We start from the raw sequence: 17,828 nt of genomic DNA, 5'->3' as shown, positions 1-17,828 counted from the left end.
TCTCAGACGGAGAGCTGCTGTCGGGTCGTTTCCGGCAGCAGCTCAACCGCCTGCTTATAAGACGCATCCACCAGATAGTAAATTTGCGAGCCAGGCAGCGAACCGTCCAGATAGACGGTGCTCCAGTGCGCTTTATTGAGGTGCTGGCTCGGCCTCACATCATCATGCTGCTGACGTAACAGATCCGCCAGTTCCGGGCTGGTTTTCAGCGACGCCGCCGGGCGCCCCTCTACCTCTTTCACCATCGCAAACAGCACGTCTCCCACTTTAATCTGCGTGGCTTTCCAGTCGCTATGAACGCTCTGCTCTGCGCCAGGTTTACTCATGCAGTACTGAAGTAGCTCCGAAATTGTCATCTTTATTCCCCTTGTAGCGTTGCGATAATTTTACGCGAACCACCATGAATGCGATGTTCTCCCAGCCAGATCCCCTGCCACGTTCCCAGCAGTAGCCGCCCGTTGTGTACCGGCAACATCAGCGATACGCCCAGCAGAGAAGATTTGATATGCGAAGGCATGTCATCCTGGCCTTCATAATCGTGCTCGTAGGGGGCGTTGTCCGGAACTGTCTTCAGGAAATGGTGTTCCATATCTGACCGGACGGTAGGATCGCAATTTTCATTAAGCGTGAGAGAGGCTGACGTGTGCTGAAGCAGCAGATGCAGTAAACCCGTTTTGACGCGCGACAGATCGCGGATTTGCCCGATGACTTCCTCCGTCACAAGGTGAAACCCGCGGGGTTTAGCGCTTAAGGTCAGGGTCTGTTGATACCACATGTGCTGCTCCGTTAAGAAAGATGAATCTTTCTAAGTGTGCAGCAAGAAGGCGAAAGGTAAAACCCGCAGCGGCGGATTTGTTCAAAAAAGAATCAAACTCGCCGCGCGCGTGCTAATACTCGGAGTTCACAATCACCTCTTCGCCAAACTTGCCTGCCATTGGCAGCGGTCGATAGGTCGAGTTAGAGGCACGCAGCACCCGGATCGCTCTGGCCCCCACATCCTGCGCCGCGGTAATGTCGTTATCCGAATCACCGTAGAACACTTTGATGTTTTTCTGCTCCAGCCACTGGGTTTTGGTGTTTTGTCCCTCTTTATCACCCGCAAAAATGACCGGGTTCATGCTGGCTGCCGGGATCTGAAAATCGTCCTGCAGGGTTTTGGACACTGTCTCGGTTTTGGTCTGGCTACGGCCGGTGACAAAGTAAATGCTGTCGCCGCGCTTAACGTGCATAGCAATTACCGCCCGGGCGACCTCTTTCGGGATGCTGTACTCGTCCCAACCGTTATTCATTTTTTCCCAGAACTCCGGGTTCTTCAGATACGCTTCGCTGTCGGGCGAATACATTTTCTTGCCACGCCAGAACCCCGGGCTGGAGAAGAGAACGGTATCGTCAATGTCGAAGCCCACGGCCATTGGCGGACGGCCCACCAGGCTGTTTTCGATTTGTGCCACGGAAACCCAGTGAATGGGGGCCTGTTCGGCCAGCATGGCGGCGGTGGTGCCGGTGTAGAGCGGCGTCGGTGCAGAAGCTCGCGCCACAACAGCACTATTAAGCGAGAACAATAAGCAGGCGGCGCTGAGCGCCAGTGTGATCTTGCGCATGTTTTCCCCTGAATATTCAGTTTGTTATCGTTTTATTTTGAGTGGATGGTCAAAAAACTATCCGACCATAACCCCAGCGGGAGGTGAAGGAAAGGAGTTTTTGCTTATGAAGCGGAATAAAAAGAAGAGGATCACAGAATGCCGGGCAACGTATTTGTGCGGACTGATGCCCTCACCCCGGCCCTCTCCCACGGGGAGAGGGAGGGTTTGTAAGCACTTACATCACAGCGGCAAACGCCTGCGCCACGCGATGAACGTTGCTGGCATTCAAACCCGCCACGCACATGCGGCCGCTGGCGATCAGGTAGACGCCGAACTCTTCGCGCAGGCGATCGACCTGTGCCGCGCTCAGTCCGGTGTAGCTGAACATCCCGCGCTGCTTGAGCAGATAATCAAAGTTATGCCCCGGTACGGCCTCTTTCAGGACGTTAACCAGCTCCTGACGCATTGACAGGATGCGCTTACGCATCGCTTCCACTTCGGCAAGCCAGGACGCTTTCAGCTGTTCGTCACCGAGTACCCTCGCCACCACCTGCGCACCAAAGTTTGGCGGGCTGGAGTAAATGCGGCGCACCGTCGCCTTCAGTTGACCCAGCACGCGGCCCGCCGCTTCGGCGTCTTCACACACCACGGACAGACCGCCAACGCGCTCGCCGTAAAGTGAGAAGATTTTTGAGAAGGAGTTGCTGACCAGCGCTGGCAGCCCGGTGCTGGCAACGGCGCGGATGGCGTAAGCATCTTCTTCCATGCCCGCGCCAAAGCCCTGGTAGGCGATATCGAGGAACGGGATCAAATTACGGGCCTTCAGCACCTCTATCACCGCATCCCACTGAGCATTGGTGAGGTCCGCACCGGTCGGGTTATGGCAGCATGGATGCAGCAATACGATACTGCGCTCCGGCAGTGTGTTCAGTTTTTCCAGCAACGCTTCGACGCGCACGCCGTTGGTTTCGCTGTCGAACCACGGATAGGTCTCGACCTTAAAGCCTGCCCCCTCGAAGATCGCAACGTGGTTTTCCCACGTCGGGTCGCTGACCCACACGCCGGAATCCGGGAAGTACTTTTTAAGGAAATCTGCACCCACTTTCAGTGCCCCTGAGCCGCCCAGCGTCTGGATGGTCGCCACGCGTTTCTGCGCGAGTACCGCGTGATCGGCCCCAAACAGCAGAGGCGCGATGGTGTTGCGGTAGGTGTTAAGCCCTTCCATCGGCAGATAAAGAGACGCACCGTGCGGAACAACGTTAAGGCGCGCTTCGGCTTCAGCAACGGCTTTTAATTGCGGGATGATGCCATCCTCGTTGTAATACAAGCCAATGCTGAGGTTCACTTTGTCGCTGCGAGGATCTTCTTTGAAACGCTCCATTAAGGAGAGGATAGGGTCGCCGGCATAGGCGTCAACTTTCTGAAACACGCGATGGTTCTCCGGAATTCGATGAGGCAGGAATTTCAACAATAAACCGGAAGTGGGAGAAGGTCGAGAGGATGTTAATAAAGTTGGAGTGAGGTTAAATTCCTCACTCCACTGGCGGTTCAATCAATGTATTTCATTGCCACCCGCGACGTCAGGCGCGTGATAAGTTCGTAAGCACTCACTTTCGTGATTTCAGCAATGCGTTCAACGGGCAGACCTTCGCCCCACATCACCACATCGTCGCCCGCTTTATCCTGGGCTTCAGGTCCCAGATCTACACAAATCATATCCATCGCCACGCGGCCGACAATCTTCACTTCACGACCGTTGACCAGCACCGGCGTACCCGTTGGCGCAGCGCGCGGATAGCCGTCGCCGTAGCCCATCGCCACCACGCCGAGACGCGTGTCGCGCTCGCTGGTCCAGGTGCCGCCGTAACCCACCGGCTCTCCCGCTTTGTGCTCACGCACGGCAATCAGCTTTGAAACCAGCGACATCACCGGCTTAAAGCCTAAGTCCGGCCCCCAGGGTTTGTTCTCCAGCGGTGAAACGCCATAAAGGATGATGCCCGGACGCGCCCAGTCGAAGTGCGACTGCGGCCATAGCAGGATCCCGCCGGAGGCCGCAATCGAGCGCATCCCCGGCTTGCCTTCGCAGAAGGTGTTAAAGATATCGAGCTGCTGCTCGGTTGCCCCGCACTCGGGCTCATCGGCACGGGCAAAATGGCTGACGATATTCACCGGCTGGCGCACGTTTTTGCACTGGCTCAGACGCTGATAAAACGTTTCTGCGTTTTCCGGACGCACGCCCAGCCTGTGCATGCCCGTGTCGAGCTTCATCCAGACGGTCACCGGCTCGCTCAGTGTGGCAGTTTCCAGCGCGGCCAGCTGCTCTTCGTTGTGTACCGCCGTATGCAGACGCTGGTCGGCAATGGTTGGCAGATCCGAGGCTTCAAAAAAGCCTTCAAGGAGCAGAATAGGTTGAGTAATGCCGCCTGCGCGCAGACGGAGAGCTTCTTCAAGACGGGCGACGCCAAAGGCGTCGGCATCGGGGAGCGTTCGCGCGGTCTCAAGAAGACCGTGTCCGTAAGCGTTCGCTTTCACGACTGCAACGAGCCTGCTGGCGGGTGCCAGTTCACGCAGACGTTGCAGGTTGTGTCGCAGAGCGCGGCGGTTAATCACAACAGTTGCCGCTTGCATTTGAATTCCTTAGAAATTACTCATCATCATATTGAGGACCGGCATAGTTGTCGAAACGCGACCACTGTCCGTTAAAGGTCAGACGCACCGTCCCGATCGGGCCGTTACGTTGCTTACCAATGATAATTTCGGCGATCCCCTTCAGGTCGCTGTTCTCGTGATAAACCTCATCACGGTAGATAAACATGATTAAGTCGGCATCCTGCTCGATGGAGCCGGACTCACGCAGGTCGGAGTTGACCGGGCGCTTGTCGGCACGTTGTTCCAGAGAGCGGTTCAGCTGCGACAGCGCCACTACCGGCACGTGCAGTTCTTTGGCTAACGCCTTGAGCGAGCGGGAAATCTCCGCAATTTCCAGCGTACGGTTGTCAGAGAGCGACGGGACGCGCATCAGCTGAAGGTAGTCGATCATGATAAGGCCGATGCCGCCGTGTTCACGGGCGATACGGCGCGCGCGGGAACGGACCTCAGTCGGCGTCAGGCCGGAGGAGTCATCAATATAGATGTTCCGTTTTTCCAGCAGAATGCCCATGGTGCCGGAGATACGCGCCCAGTCCTCATCGTCGAGCTGGCCGGTACGAATGCGGGTCTGATCCACGCGCGACAGCGACGCCAGAGAACGCATCATGATCTGTTCGGAGGGCATCTCAAGGCTGAAAATAAGTACGGGCTTATCCTGCAACATCGCCGCATTTTCGACGAGGTTCATTGCAAAAGTCGTTTTACCCATCGACGGACGCGCCGCGACGATGATCAAATCCGACGGCTGCAAACCGGCAGTTTTCTTGTTCAAATCGTCATAACCGGTGTTCACCCCAGTTACACCGTCGTGCGGCTGCTGGAACAGCTGCTCAATACGCGCCACGGTAGCGTCGAGCACATCGGCGATGTTTTTTGGGCCTTCGTCTTTGTTCGCACGGCTTTCGGCGATTTTGAAGACGCGGGACTCGGCAAGGTCAAGCAGGTCTTCGCTGGTGCGGCCCTGCGGGTCAAAACCGGCCTCGGCAATCTCATTCGCCACCGAGATCATCTCGCGAACGACGGCACGTTCGCGCACGATATCGGCGTAAGCGCTGATGTTCGCCGCGCTTGGGGTGTTTTTTGACAGTTCTGCCAGGTAGGCAAACCCACCGACGCTGTCCAGCTGCCCCTGACGCTCAAGCGATTCCGCGAGCGTGATCAGGTCAATCGGGTTGCCGGACTCCTGCAGGCGCGCCATTTCGGTAAAGATGTGGCGGTGCGGACGGGTGTAGAAATCTTCAGACACCACGCGCTCGGCAACGTCGTCCCAGCGTTCGTTATCCAGCATTAAACCGCCCAACACCGACTGTTCCGCTTCAATCGAGTGCGGCGGGACTTTTAACCCTGCGACCTGGAAATCACGCTCGCGAGGTTCAGTCTGTTTGTTGAAGGGTTTGTTTCCTGCCATAGTGAATGGAGTTACCGAGATAAAGAGTGGGTCGAAAGATTACCATATTTTTCTTACGGAGGGAGCATGGCAACGCGCATTGAGTTCCAGAAACACGGCGGTCCTGAAGTGCTGAAAGCGGTGGAGTTTACCCCCGCTGCGCCTGGGGAGAACGAAATCCAGGTTGAAAACAAAGCTATCGGCATTAACTACATCGATACCTATATTCGCGGCGGCCTCTACCCGCCTCCGTCAATGCCGAGCGGCCTGGGCACTGAAGCGGCCGGCATCGTCAGCAAACTGGGCAGTGCGGTTAAGCATATCAAAGAAGGCGATCGTGTGGTGTATGCGCAGTCTGCCCTGGGCGCTTACAGCTCCGTCCACAACGTCCCGGCGGACAAAGCCGCTCTGCTGCCGAACGCCATCTCCTTTGAGCAGGCGGCCGCCTCATTCCTGAAAGGGCTGACAGTTTATTATCTGCTGCGCAAAACCTACGAAATTAAGCCCGATGAGCAGTTCCTGTTCCACGCTGCCGCCGGTGGCGTGGGGCTGATTGCCTGCCAGTGGGCGAAAGCCTTAGGCGCGAAGCTCATCGGCACCACAGGCAGTGCGCAAAAAGCGCAGCGTGCGCTGGACGCGGGCGCGTGGCAGGTGATCAACTACCGGGAAGAGAGCGTCGTCGAGCGGCTAAAAGAGATCACTGGCGGCAAAAAAGTACGCGTGGTGTATGACTCGGTGGGGAAAGATACCTGGGAGGCGTCGCTGGACTGCCTTCAGCGTCGTGGGCTGATGGTGAGCTTCGGTAACGCCTCAGGCGCTGTAACCGGCGTTAATCTGGGCATTCTGAACCAGAAAGGGTCTCTGTACGTGACGCGCCCTTCTTTGCAGGGTTACATCACCAACCGGGAAGAGCTGGAGGAAGCCAGCAACGAGCTGTTCTCGCTGATCGCCAGCGGCGTGATTAAGGTGGATGTGGCAGATGCGCAGAAATACCCGCTAACCGATGCACGGCGTGCTCATGAGGTGCTGGAAAGCCGGGCGACGCAGGGTTCAAGTTTGTTAATTCCCTGACCCCTTAAAAGAAATTGGGCTTCCCGTGGGAAGCCCTTTCTTTTTTTAGTTCGGCTGTATGTAGGGTACAGCTCGATGAATTCTGTAGCGGCAGTCATAGTGACAGATTCGATAAGTAAATCCTATTCTGTTCTAAGCCATGCTGCCGGAAAAGTTACAAGTATGTGACGAACCCCTCAATACCTTAGTAACGGAAGCGGTTATTGCGCTGATAAGTCGGCAATTTTGGCGCTTTAATCGCCCGTATTACCCACACCACGGCGATAGCCAGCAGCAGCCACGGCAGCAGTTTGATCGTCAGGGCAAATAACCCGCCGATAAACATTACCACTGTCGCCACAACGAGCGCGGCCAGAATGCCGAGCAGCGACACGCCTGTGGCTAACAGCATGACAAAAAAGCCAATGATAAAAAGTAGTTCCAGCATGGTGCTCTCCCACGAGTTCCCGAATGTTGCTGCAATCATTACAAGAATCATGCCAAAGCTAACGCATTGTTCTTAAAGCAAAACGCCCCGCGAGAATTCGCAGGGCGTGGTGAATTTGACGAACTTTTAGCGAAAGTTATCGCTTGTCTGCCACCAGTCGCAGCGCATGTTCCAGCACTTCAATATCGGCACCGGCTTTATGCGCATTCTCGCTCAGGTAGCGACGCCACTGACGCGCGCCCGGAATACCCTGGAACAGGCCAAGCATATGGCGAGTGATATGGCCGAGATAAGTGCCATTGCTCAGCTCGCGCTCAATGTAAGGGTACATCGCACGCACGACGGCAACCGGATCGGTGTCCGCGCCTTCGATGCCAAAGATTTCGCGGTCGACCGTCGCCAGAATGCCCGGATTCTGATACGCCTCGCGCCCGACCATCACGCCATCCATATGTTCAAGGTGCGCTTTGGCCTCTTCCAGCGACTTGATACCGCCGTTAATTGACATCGTGAGGTGCGGGAAATCACGTTTCAGTTGATACACGCGCGGATAATCCAGCGGCGGGATCTCACGGTTCTCTTTCGGGCTGAGGCCGGAGAGCCAGGCTTTCCGGGCGTGAATGATAAACATCTCGCACTCGCCTTTCCCGGATACCGTGTTGATGAAATCGCACAGGAATTCGTAGCTGTCCTGGTCATCAATTCCGATACGGGTTTTGACCGTTACCGGTATGGAGACCACATCACGCATCGCCTTGATACAGTCCGCCACCAGCTGTGCATTGCCCATCAGACAGGCGCCGAACATGCCGTTTTGCACGCGGTCGGAAGGACAGCCAACGTTGAGGTTGATCTCGTCGTAGCCGCGTTCTTCCGCCAGCCTCGCGCACTGCGCCAGCGCGGCCGGATCGCTGCCCCCCAGCTGCAGGGCAACCGGATGCTCTTCTTCGCTGTATGCCAGGTAGTCGCCCTTCCCGTGAATGATTGCGCCCGTGGTCACCATTTCCGTGTACAGCAGCGTATGGCGGGAGAGCTGACGCAGGAAATAGCGGCAGTGTCTGTCCGTCCAGTCGAGCATCGGCGCAATAGAGAAACGGTGTGCAGGGAAAGCGGTCTGGTATTCTGACGACATGGCGAAGTTTTAAGCATCTGGTGGAAAAGGGGCGCTACTATAGCACAAAGAAAAGCCGGAGGCGCATCGCCCCCGGTAGACTTTAGAACGTCATACTCAGCTGAGCCCCTGCGCCCCAGGTTTCGTCTTCACCGTACAGGCCCATCAGGTCAACATGAACGGTACTGAACGGCGCGAAACCAACACCGCCGGTAAAGACGTTGCTGTCGTTACCTTTCATGTCCGCGCGATAACCGGCGCGCACCGCCAGCCAGCTCAGCGGAGTCACTTCAGCACCGACCCCAACATACTGCGACGTATCTTCGCTCTTGAAGCCTTTGGTTTCGGTCAGATCGCCATCGGCGGTCAGGGTCACCAGATCGTTGTGCCAGGCGGCGCCCGCGGTCACCAGCGGACGGATCTGGTAGGTGTCTTTATAGCTCACCACTTCCCCCGTACGCCCGTTGCGGATGCGGATATCTTTGGTGTCGATATCGCGCGACATCAGGTTTTGCCCGCTCACGCCGACCGTCCAGTGTTCGCCAAAATCAGCGGCAATACCGGCATCGACGTTAAAGCCGGTATCGTCTGTACGGTAGCGGCTGTCGTTCCACTTATTACTGTCGTAATCGTAGATTGAGGTGGTGTAGTTATAGATCCAGGTTTTTTGCAGTTTTGGCGTCACGCCCACGGAAACCGGAACACCGCCAAGGTCAAACTGGCGGGCAACGGCAACGCCATAGTCAGACACAATCGCCGCCCGACCGGACGCCGTTGAGTTGAGGTTTTTAGTGATCTGATCCGTGCCGTTCAGCGCAGCGTCCAGGGCAACACCGGCAGCCACCACATTGCTTCTTTGAATACTGCGCAGATAATCAATATCCTGCTGATCGATAGACGAACTGACCCGACCATGGGCATAGCCTTTCGCCATAAAGGCCACGGAAAGCACATCGTTAGGGATACTCACGGCAAGCCCTGCCCCTGCCGTCGCGCGTGCGGTTTTACCCTTGAGATAGTCCAGTTCATCGGCCAGATCTTTGGCCGCGCCCTGGAACTGATTAATCGAGCCTAGCGGATTGGTGATGACCTGAATTGGCGTAAGGTTATCAACCACATCTTTATAATGATTGATTTTGTCGTTGATGGTATCAATTTCATCCTGAAGATTGTCTTCATCCGTCACCTGCACCCCAACGGACGGCAAAATGACCGTCACATCATCGTCCGGTTTTGCCTTTGCAAGCAGTGCGGGGTTGATTAATGCCCCGCTGCCATAACTGCCCGAAGCAACGCCGGTCCCCCCCATCGCGTCGCTACGTGATTCTGTCCAGGTATTGGCTGCTCCCGCCTGATTTGCCATAAACAAGGAGACAGCGATGCTAACCACCGAAAATTTAAAATGTTTTTTCACAGTATGCCCGTCTTATAGTCTGTTATGAAATAACCCCTGTCTGTTATCCCCCAAACAGGCGCGAACTATTGCTGTGAATAAAGATAAAAAGACCCGCTAATTCACTCCCTAAGTAAAACTCCCTTACGGCCTGTTGTAATTTGTGACGGCCCTCAATATTTATAGAAGAGGAAATTATTTTTTCACAGGTTTTCCATCATGTGGGCCAAAAAATTGAGGGGGATGATCTACCCAGCGGTCCTCTCGCGTGGCGGCATAGACCGGGTTGAGCGGATAGTAGATGCGGTTTTGCTTCTTGTTGGCCTCACCCACCACCAGTAACCGAACCTCTTCGTCCGTATTGTTGATAAAGGTGTGGCACACGCCCGTTCCGGCGGGAAAGCCCACGCTGTCACCGGGTTCAAGCTTCCACAAATAGCCATTAATCCAGGCTTCGGGATAGCCCTCAAGCACGTAGATAAACTCTTCTTCGTCACTTTCCGCATGGGGATAGGACGTCCGACGTCCTGGCGGTAAACGCTCATGATGGATGCCTATGCGCCTGAGGCCCAGGCTGCGAGCCAGCGGTGCACCGATGGAAAAAAGCTCGTTACTGTCGGGGTAGGTGGCGTCATCTGGTCCTTCTACCTCGCGCCAGTGCGTAATACAGTCTGGTTTTTTCATGGTTACATTCCCGGTTTGCGATGCGCCAGGTATAGCACAGCCTGGCGGATATCGGTGTTTTTGCCATAACATGGTAAAGTGAGGGTTTTACATCCCAGAACATCCGAGGTGCTAAATGGATAAGTCCACAAAAGAGCTGTTAGCGCAGGCCGAAAAGCTGTGCGCGCAACGCAATGTGCGCCTGACCCCTCAGCGCCTTGAAGTCTTGCGCCTGATGAGCCTGCAACAGGGGGCAATCAGCGCCTACGATCTGCTCGACCTGCTCCGTGAAAGCGAGCCGCAGGCTAAACCGCCCACGGTGTATCGCGCGCTGGATTTCCTGCTGGAACAAGGGTTTGTGCATAAAGTCGAATCCACAAACAGCTATGTGCTGTGCCATCTTTTCGATCAGCCAACCCACACATCGGCGATGTTTATTTGCGACCGTTGCGGCGTGGTAAAAGAAGAAGGCGCAGAGGGCGTAGAGGACATTATGCACACGCTGGCGGCAAGGATGGGTTTTGCCCTGCGTCATAACGTGATTGAAGCACACGGGTTGTGTTCAGCATGCGTAGAGGTGGAAGCCTGTCGGCATCAGGATGCATGTCAGCACGACCACTCAATTCTGGTGAAGAAAAAGCCGCGTTAACGGCAAAAGAAAAGGCGGCCTGAAGCCGCCTGTGTGGGTTATTCAGCGTTACCAACGATAGTCGTTACGGGTTTCCCAGTCTTTGACTTCGTTTTCCGCCTGATCTTTCGCGTAGCCGTAACGTTCCTGAATTTTACCGACAAGCTGATCGCGTTTACCTTCAATGACGGTCATATCGTCATCTGTCAGCTTACCCCACTGTTCTTTCGCTTTACCTTTGAACTGCTTCCAGTTGCCGCCGATTTCGTCTTTATTCATCATCGTGTCCTCTTAGTTAAGCGTCGGGTCGTAACGTCCGTTACGTTCTTTTCTGCTGGACGTGATAATTATTGTAGTTAAGGATTCGGCGGTTGGTTTCATATTCGGAATCTTTAACCGTCACGATATATCATGGCGGGAGGGAAGCCAGGTATTATTTTGCCAGTGACGGTGCCAGATAAAGGCAAGCGACAGGCCGCGCAGAGAGAGGAAGACCGCAAGCGCCAGCCACAAACCGTGATTACCCAGCCAGGGTAGCGTCAGCAGCGTCAGACCAAACCCCGCCGCCGCGACCGCCATACTGTTGCGCATTTCCGCCCCGCGCGTCGCGCCGATAAACATGCCGTCCAGCAGATAGCACCAGACACCTACTACCGGCAAAATAACCTGCCAGACGATGTAGCGGTCCGCCAGTTCGCGTAAAGCCGGTAACGAAGTGAGCAATGCAATAATGTCACGGCCAAAACAGGCGTAAATCAGTGCGAATGCCAGCGCGACCAGGCCCGACTGGCGGCAGGCCGCACGCCAGACATTCCGAAGCTGCCCACTTTCCCGCGCGCCGTACGCCTGCCCGGAATGCGCCTCAACGGCATAGGCGAAGCCGTCCAGCGCGTAGGCGGTGAACGTCAGCAATGTCATCAGGACTGCATTCACCGCAACGATTTCTGGCCCCAGTCGAGCCCCAAAGACCGTCAGAGCGCCGAAACAGATCTGAAGCAGCAGCGAACGCAGCATGATGTCACGGTTGAGCGCCAGCAGCCTGCGGATATTGCCGCGCCATGCTGTTTTGAGCAGCGCAAGGGAGATCCCGCGCATCGCCAGCACGCGCCAGACCATCCACAAGCCAATGAAAAAGGTCCCGTATTCTGCAATCGCCGTCGCCAGTGCCGCCCCGCGTACGTCCATATGCAGGCCCATCACCAGCCAGAGATCGAGCACAATGTTGAGAAGGTTTCCCGCGACCAGCAAAATCACTGGCGCACGGGCATATTGCACGCCCAGTAACCAACCCAGCAGAACCAGGTTTGCCAGCGAAGCGGGCGCGCTAAGCCAGCGAATTTCCAGGAAGCGACGCGCCTGCTCCAGTACCGCCTCGCTGCCGCCAACGACCTGGAGTGCAAGGTCGATCAGGGGCGTGCGTAGTAAAACAATCAACATTCCCGCCCCCAGCGCCAGGATCAGCGGCTGCACCAGCGCACGCGCCAGACGTAACGGGTCTTTCGCACCGTACGCCTGTGCCGTGAGCCCGGTAGTACTCATACGTAAAAAGAGCAGCAGCATAAACAGGAAGCTGGTTGCCGTCGCCCCAATCGCCACGCCGCCAAGATAAACAGGGGAATCGAGATGACCAATAACGGCCGTGTCGACCAGACCCAGCAAGGGCACGGTGATATTGGAGAAAATCATCGGCAGGGCAAGACGCCACAATGCCTTATCTGAAGCCGTCAGCAGTGACATGGGAAATACCGGGAATGGAAGACGAAGCAGGCTACAGCGAAAGCGTAGCCTGTCAGGAAGAGATTACAGCCATTCGCCGTTGCGAATCACGCCTACTGCCAGACCTTCAATAGAGAAGCTCTGTTCGCGGAGGTCGACCACAATCGGGGTGAACTCGTTGTTTTCAGGCAACAGCTGGACGGTGTTACCCTGTTTTTTCAGGCGCTTAACGGTCACTTCGTCATCAATGCGCGCAACCACCACCTGGCCGTTCCGCACATCCTGCGTTTTGTGAACGGCCAGCAGGTCGCCATCAAGAATGCCGATGTCTTTCATCGACATCCCGCTAACGCGCAGCAGGAAATCAGCGCTCGGCTTGAACATACCAGGATCGACCTGGTAGTGGCCTTCTATATGCTGTTGTGCCAGCAGCGGTTCACCTGCGGCAACGCGGCCTATCAGAGGAATGCCCGTCTCTTCTTCCACCAGCAGGCGGATACCGCGCGACGCGCCTGACACAATCTCAATTACACCCTTACGCGCCAGCGCTTTCAGGTGTTCCTCGGCAGCATTCGGAGAACGGAAGCCCAGACGCTGCGCGATTTCCGCACGCGTGGGTGGCATACCCGTCTGGCCGATATGATCCCGAATGAGATCAAACACCTCTTGCTGCCTGGTCGTTAATGCTTTCATTCCGCCCCCTGGGTGTATATACAGTTATGCTGTGAGTATATACAGTCAAAGGCGATTTTGGAACCAAAAACTGCACAAAAAACCAGGGACTTAATTATTCCTCGAGGCTCATCGGAAATGTGACCAAAGCAGCGTGACCCAGGTAATGGCTGCAGTGATAATTGCCAGCAGCACAGCGGCAGAGCCCATATCTTTCGCCCGGCCAGAAAGCTCGTGGAAATCTGAGCCGATCCGGTCAACAACGGCCTCAATAGCGCTATTGAGAATTTCCACTATCATCACCAGAAGTACGGAACCGATGAGAAGCACGCGGGTAATAGCATCTACATCAAGGAAACAGGCGATGATAACCGCGACGATAGCGGCGACACCTTCCTGGCGAAAAGCAGCTTCATTAACCCACGCGGCACGGAAACCTTTCCATGAATAGCCAGCGGCTTTGATGATACGCGTTAACCCAGTGGTATTATTGGCCATTAAAAGAACCTTTTTTAAAAAAGAGCGTCAGTAACAGGAGCAGCAGCGCGTTTCGCTGCCGCCTGAAGTATGACGGGTAACAACAGAAATTTTGCGCGCTTTCTGTTATCCTTGCGCCGCAATTGCATTATTAACCAGAGGCTTTACATCGTTTATGTCCGGCTGGCCACGAATTTACTACAAATTACTTAATTTACCATTAAGCATCCTGGTAAAAAGCAAGTCTATCCCAGCAGAACCCGCGCTGGAACTGGGGCTCGATACGTCGCGCCCTATTATGTACGTTTTGCCTTATAACTCGAAGGCAGACCTGCTGACGCTTCGCGCCCAGTGTCTGGCGCATGATTTACCCGACCCGCTTGAACCGCTGGAAGTTGACGGCACTTTGCTGCCGCGCTACGTGTTCATCCACGGCGGGCCGCGCGTGTTTACCTATTACACGCCGAAAGAAGAGTCCATCAAGCTGTTCCACGACTATCTCGACCTGCACCGCAGCAATCCTGACCTGGATGTGCAGATGGTGCCGGTATCGGTAATGTTTGGTCGCCGCCCGGGCCGCGAAAAAGGTGAAGAGAACCCACCGCTGCGCATGCTTAACGGCATTCAGAAGTTCTTCGCGGTCTCCTGGCTGGGACGCGACAGCTTTGTGCGATTCTCCCCTTCCGTCTCCCTTCGCCGGATGGCGGACGAGCACGGCACTGACAAGATCATCGCGCAAAAACTGGCGCGCGTGGCGCGTATGCACTTCGCCCGTCAGCGCCTGGCTGCTGTAGGGCCGCGCCTCCCGGCGCGTCAGGACCTGTTCAACAAGCTGCTGGCCTCTAAAGCGATTGCCCGCGCCGTTGAAGACGAAGCGCGCAGCAAGAAAATTTCGCATGAGAAAGCCCAGCAGAACGCCATTGCGCTGATGGAGGAGATCGCAGCGAACTTCTCTTACGAGATGATTCGCCTGTCCGATCGTATTCTCGGCTTTACCTGGAACCGCCTGTATCAGGGCATCAACGTTCATAACGCCGAACGTGTGCGGCAGTTGGCGCACGATGGCCATGAGATTGTCTATGTCCCCTGCCACCGCAGCCACATGGACTATCTGCTTCTCTCCTACGTGCTCTATCACCAGGGGCTGGTACCGCCGCACATTGCCGCTGGTATTAACCTGAACTTCTGGCCAGCAGGCCCGATTTTCCGCCGTCTGGGTGCGTTCTTTATTCGTCGTACCTTCAAGGGCAACAAGCTCTACTCCACCGTGTTCCGCGAGTATCTCGGCGAGCTGTTCAGCCGCGGCTATTCAGTGGAGTACTTCGTGGAGGGCGGTCGTTCCCGTACCGGTCGCCTGCTCGATCCGAAGACCGGCACGCTCTCGATGACCATTCAGGCGATGCTGCGCGGAGGAACCCGTCCGATCACGCTGGTGCCAATTTACATTGGCTATGAGCACGTGATGGAAGTGGGCACGTACGCCAAAGAGCTGCGTGGTGCGACCAAAGAGAAAGAGAGCCTGCCGCAGATGCTGCGCGGCCTGAGCAAGTTACGCAATCTGGGTCAGGGCTACGTAAACTTTGGCGAACCGATGCCGCTGATGACGTATCTGAACCATCATGTTCCGGAGTGGCGCGAGTCTATCGATCCTATTGAAGCGGTTCGTCCGGCCTGGCTGACGCCAACGGTGAACGGTATCGCGTCCGAGCTGATGGTGCGGATTAACAACGCCGGTGCAGCCAATGCCATGAACCTGTGCTGTACGGCGCTGCTGGCTTCCCGTCAGCGCTCCCTGACTCGTGAACAGCTCACAGAGCAGCTGGACTGCTACCTGGACATGATGCGCAACGTGCCGTACTCGGCTGATTCGACGGCCCCTTCTGCTACCGCCAGCGAGCTTATCGATCACGCGCTGCAGATGAACAAGTTTGAAGTCGAGAAAGACACCATCGGCGATATCATCATTCTGCCGCGCGAGCAGGCGGTACTGATGACGTACTACCGCAACAACATCGCTCATATGCTGATGCTGCCGTCGCTCATGGCGGCCATTATCACCCAGCATCGCCGCATCTCACGCCAGGAGCTGTTGCGCCACGTTGAGACGCTCTACCCGATGCTGAAAGCGGAGCTGTTCCTGCGCTGGAGCAAGGAAGAACTGGCCGTTGAGCTGGATAAACTGACGGAAGAGCTGCGCCGTCAGGGGCTGATTACCGTTGCAAACGACGAACTGCACATCAATCCGTCACGCTCCCGTACCCTGCAACTGCTGGCGGCCGGTGCGCGTGAAACGCTCCAGCGCTACGCCATTACGTTCTGGCTGCTGAGCGCGAACCCGTCGATCAACCGTGGCACGCTGGAGAAAGAGAGCCGGACACTGGCACAGCGCCTGTCCGTTCTGCACGGCATTAACGCCCCTGAATTCTTCGACAAAGCGGTCTTTAGCTCCCTGGTGCTGACGCTGCGTGACGAAGGCTTCATCAGCGATACGGGCGATGCCGAGCCGGAAGAGACGCTGAAGGTTTACCAGATGCTGGCTGAGCTGATTACCTCGGACGTGCGCCTGACGATTGAGAGCGCCACGCAGGGCGAGTGATGTTAAAAAGCCGGGTAGTGGTTTCACCTGACCCGGCCTGGCGTTCTGCATAATAAAAGGCCCGGTAAGCGTTAACGCTACCGGGCCTTATTTTTGCTTGTTAAATCACCGCATTCAGCTTAGCAGCGTGAAGGCAATCATCCCGACAATCGCACCCGTCGTGCCGAGAATGGTTTCCATCAGCGTCCAGGTTTTCAGGGTTTGCGCTTCGGTCGCGCCGGTAAACTTACCGAACAGCCAGAAGCCCGCGTCGTTAACGTGCGAGACCACAATCGAACCACCCGCGATACAGATAGACAGCGCAGCCATCTGCGCACCCGAGTAGTTGAGCTGTTCAATTACCGGCATCACCAGACCTACGGCGGTTAAGCACGCCACGGTTGCAGAACCCTGAATGATACGCACCGCCGCAGCCAGCACGAAGCAGGTTACCGCAATCGGCAGCCCCATCCCGGTCAGCGCTTCTCCCAGAGCCGGACCCACGCCGGAATCGACCAGCACCTGCTTGAACACGCCGCCCGCACCGATCACCAGCAGGATGATACCCGCAGGCTGCAGCGCCGCACCGCAGATCTCCATCACGCGGTCTTTTGGCATCCCCTGGCGCATCGCCAGGCCGTAAATCGCCACCAGACAGGCCACCAGGATCGCCGTGAACGGGTGACCGATGAACTCAAACCATTCGTAGGCGCTGGAGCCCACCGGCACAAAGCGTGCGGCGATGGTTTTCAGACCCACGAGAACCAGCGGGAGCAGGATCAGCGACAGGCTGAAGCCGAAGGACGGCATTTTGCCCTCGCCCAGGTGCGGCTCGGTGATGTCATCAGGAATGTGTAGCTCAACGTAGCGGCTGATGAAGTTACCCCACAGCGGGCCGGCAATAATCATCCCCGGGATTGCCGCGCACAGGCCAATCAGGATCATCCAGCCAAAGTCAGCGTGCATCTGGGACGCCAACAGCATCGGCGCAGGCCCAGGCAGCAGAAACGCTGCGGCTGCCGCCACGCCCGCAAACAGCGGAATGACCAGCTTGACGAGGTTAGTGCCGGTATGGCGCGCCATAGAAAACGCGACGCTGATGAGCAGCACAACGGCCACTTCAAAGAACAGGGGCAGCGCGCAAATCAGACCGGCCAGGCCAATCGCGTAGTGCGCGCGGCTGTGACCGAACGATTTCAGCATCTTGACGGCAATCTGGTCGACCGCGCCCGTCTCGTGCAGAATCTTGCCAAACATCGCGCCCAGCGCGACCACAATCGCCAGGAAGCCCAGCGTACCGCCCATCCCTTTTTCCATCGTCGCGGCGATCTTGTCGAGCGGCATGCCGGAAAAGAGACCTGCACCAATAGAAACCACCATCAAAGCAACGAAGGCGTGCATACGCGCCTTCATCACTAAAAACAGCAGCAGCAATACCGAACCCACTGCTGTCAAAACTAGCGTTAATGTACTCAA

At 56.2% G+C, this 17,828-nt stretch carries 18 protein-coding genes; 3 read left to right on the top strand and 15 right to left on the bottom strand.

Annotated elements, in window-relative coordinates:
• Positions 1 to 2 precede the first annotated feature (2 nt).
• From V1603_RS04600 to dnaB, 6 genes are all read right to left on the bottom strand, one after another.
• Positions 3 to 356: an MmcQ/YjbR family DNA-binding protein gene (locus tag V1603_RS04600; RefSeq protein WP_116343845.1), complete on the bottom strand. Its 354-nt coding sequence runs from the start codon at positions 354 to 356 to the stop codon at positions 3 to 5.
• 2 nt (positions 357 to 358) lie between these two features.
• Positions 359 to 775 (bottom strand): secondary thiamine-phosphate synthase enzyme YjbQ, encoded by a 417-nt coding sequence (locus tag V1603_RS04595; RefSeq protein ID WP_116343844.1) that lies wholly within the window; start codon positions 773 to 775, stop codon positions 359 to 361.
• Positions 776 to 887: 112 nt separating this feature from the next.
• A complete protein-coding gene (gene aphA, locus V1603_RS04590; protein WP_116343843.1) occupies positions 888 to 1,601 on the bottom strand; it encodes an acid phosphatase AphA in 714 nt (237 codons plus the stop codon).
• Between the two features lie 217 nt (positions 1,602 to 1,818).
• The gene (gene tyrB, locus V1603_RS04585; RefSeq protein WP_395313552.1) at positions 1,819 to 3,012 is read right to left on the bottom strand and encodes an aromatic amino acid transaminase; all 1,194 of its coding nucleotides are present in this window, start codon (positions 3,010 to 3,012) and stop codon (positions 1,819 to 1,821) included.
• A gap of 119 nt (positions 3,013 to 3,131) precedes the next feature.
• Positions 3,132 to 4,211 (bottom strand): alanine racemase, encoded by a 1,080-nt coding sequence (gene alr / locus V1603_RS04580; protein ID WP_116343841.1) that lies wholly within the window; start codon positions 4,209 to 4,211, stop codon positions 3,132 to 3,134.
• 16 nt (positions 4,212 to 4,227) lie between these two features.
• The gene (gene dnaB, locus V1603_RS04575; RefSeq protein ID WP_395313551.1) at positions 4,228 to 5,640 is read right to left on the bottom strand and encodes a replicative DNA helicase; all 1,413 of its coding nucleotides are present in this window, start codon (positions 5,638 to 5,640) and stop codon (positions 4,228 to 4,230) included.
• A gap of 66 nt (positions 5,641 to 5,706) precedes the next feature.
• Here dnaB and V1603_RS04570 point away from each other — a divergent pair, with 66 nt between their 5' ends.
• Positions 5,707 to 6,690, top strand: a complete 984-nt coding sequence (locus V1603_RS04570) for a quinone oxidoreductase (protein ID WP_395313550.1) — start codon at positions 5,707 to 5,709, stop codon at positions 6,688 to 6,690.
• Positions 6,691 to 6,874: 184 nt separating this feature from the next.
• Here the strand turns inward: V1603_RS04570 and pspG are convergent, their stop codons facing one another.
• The 4 genes from pspG to V1603_RS04550 form a co-directional block, all read right to left on the bottom strand.
• On the bottom strand, positions 6,875 to 7,117 hold the full coding sequence (pspG, locus tag V1603_RS04565; protein ID WP_166709790.1) for an envelope stress response protein PspG: 243 nt from the start codon (positions 7,115 to 7,117) through the stop codon (positions 6,875 to 6,877).
• A 136-nt stretch (positions 7,118 to 7,253) separates the two neighbouring features.
• A complete protein-coding gene (gene dusA, locus V1603_RS04560; protein ID WP_320720755.1) occupies positions 7,254 to 8,249 on the bottom strand; it encodes a tRNA dihydrouridine(20/20a) synthase DusA in 996 nt (331 codons plus the stop codon).
• 82 nt (positions 8,250 to 8,331) lie between these two features.
• Positions 8,332 to 9,591 (bottom strand): conjugal transfer protein TraF, encoded by a 1,260-nt coding sequence (gene traF / locus V1603_RS04555; RefSeq protein WP_208327162.1) that lies wholly within the window; start codon positions 9,589 to 9,591, stop codon positions 8,332 to 8,334.
• Positions 9,592 to 9,816: 225 nt separating this feature from the next.
• A complete protein-coding gene (locus tag V1603_RS04550) occupies positions 9,817 to 10,305 on the bottom strand; it encodes a cupin domain-containing protein (protein ID WP_116343837.1) in 489 nt (162 codons plus the stop codon).
• Positions 10,306 to 10,420: 115 nt separating this feature from the next.
• Here V1603_RS04550 and zur point away from each other — a divergent pair, with 115 nt between their 5' ends.
• The gene (zur, locus tag V1603_RS04545; protein ID WP_116343836.1) at positions 10,421 to 10,933 is read left to right on the top strand and encodes a zinc uptake transcriptional repressor Zur; all 513 of its coding nucleotides are present in this window, start codon (positions 10,421 to 10,423) and stop codon (positions 10,931 to 10,933) included.
• Between the two features lie 48 nt (positions 10,934 to 10,981).
• On the opposite strand, the gene V1603_RS04540 is transcribed toward zur, so the two are convergent.
• The 4 genes from V1603_RS04540 to V1603_RS04525 all read right to left on the bottom strand — a co-directional run bounded on the left by V1603_RS04540 (position 10,982) and on the right by V1603_RS04525 (position 13,798).
• Complete coding sequence (locus tag V1603_RS04540; protein WP_014882139.1) at positions 10,982 to 11,191, bottom strand: CsbD family protein; 210 nt, start codon at positions 11,189 to 11,191, stop codon at positions 10,982 to 10,984.
• Between the two features lie 120 nt (positions 11,192 to 11,311).
• The gene (gene dinF / locus V1603_RS04535; protein WP_395313549.1) at positions 11,312 to 12,649 is read right to left on the bottom strand and encodes an MATE family efflux transporter DinF; all 1,338 of its coding nucleotides are present in this window, start codon (positions 12,647 to 12,649) and stop codon (positions 11,312 to 11,314) included.
• A 63-nt stretch (positions 12,650 to 12,712) separates the two neighbouring features.
• A complete protein-coding gene (gene lexA / locus V1603_RS04530; RefSeq protein WP_028015162.1) occupies positions 12,713 to 13,321 on the bottom strand; it encodes a transcriptional repressor LexA in 609 nt (202 codons plus the stop codon).
• A 108-nt stretch (positions 13,322 to 13,429) separates the two neighbouring features.
• Positions 13,430 to 13,798, bottom strand: a complete 369-nt coding sequence (locus tag V1603_RS04525; RefSeq protein WP_014830281.1) for a diacylglycerol kinase — start codon at positions 13,796 to 13,798, stop codon at positions 13,430 to 13,432.
• 154 nt (positions 13,799 to 13,952) lie between these two features.
• Here V1603_RS04525 and plsB point away from each other — a divergent pair, with 154 nt between their 5' ends.
• Positions 13,953 to 16,373, top strand: coding sequence for a glycerol-3-phosphate 1-O-acyltransferase PlsB (gene plsB / locus V1603_RS04520; RefSeq protein ID WP_395313548.1), 2,421 nt, complete (start codon positions 13,953 to 13,955; stop codon positions 16,371 to 16,373).
• Positions 16,374 to 16,487: 114 nt separating this feature from the next.
• On the opposite strand, the gene gntU is transcribed toward plsB, so the two are convergent.
• Entirely contained in the window at positions 16,488 to 17,828 is a 1,341-nt protein-coding gene (gene gntU, locus V1603_RS04515; protein WP_010436459.1) for a gluconate transporter, read from the bottom strand.

The organism is Enterobacter sp. ECC-219, from assembly GCF_043966805.1.
In the GTDB taxonomy this organism is placed as follows: domain Bacteria; phylum Pseudomonadota; class Gammaproteobacteria; order Enterobacterales; family Enterobacteriaceae; genus Enterobacter; species Enterobacter cloacae_N.
Note: the sequence above shows the minus strand (reverse complement) of the source record. Positions and strands in the feature narration are given on the sequence as shown.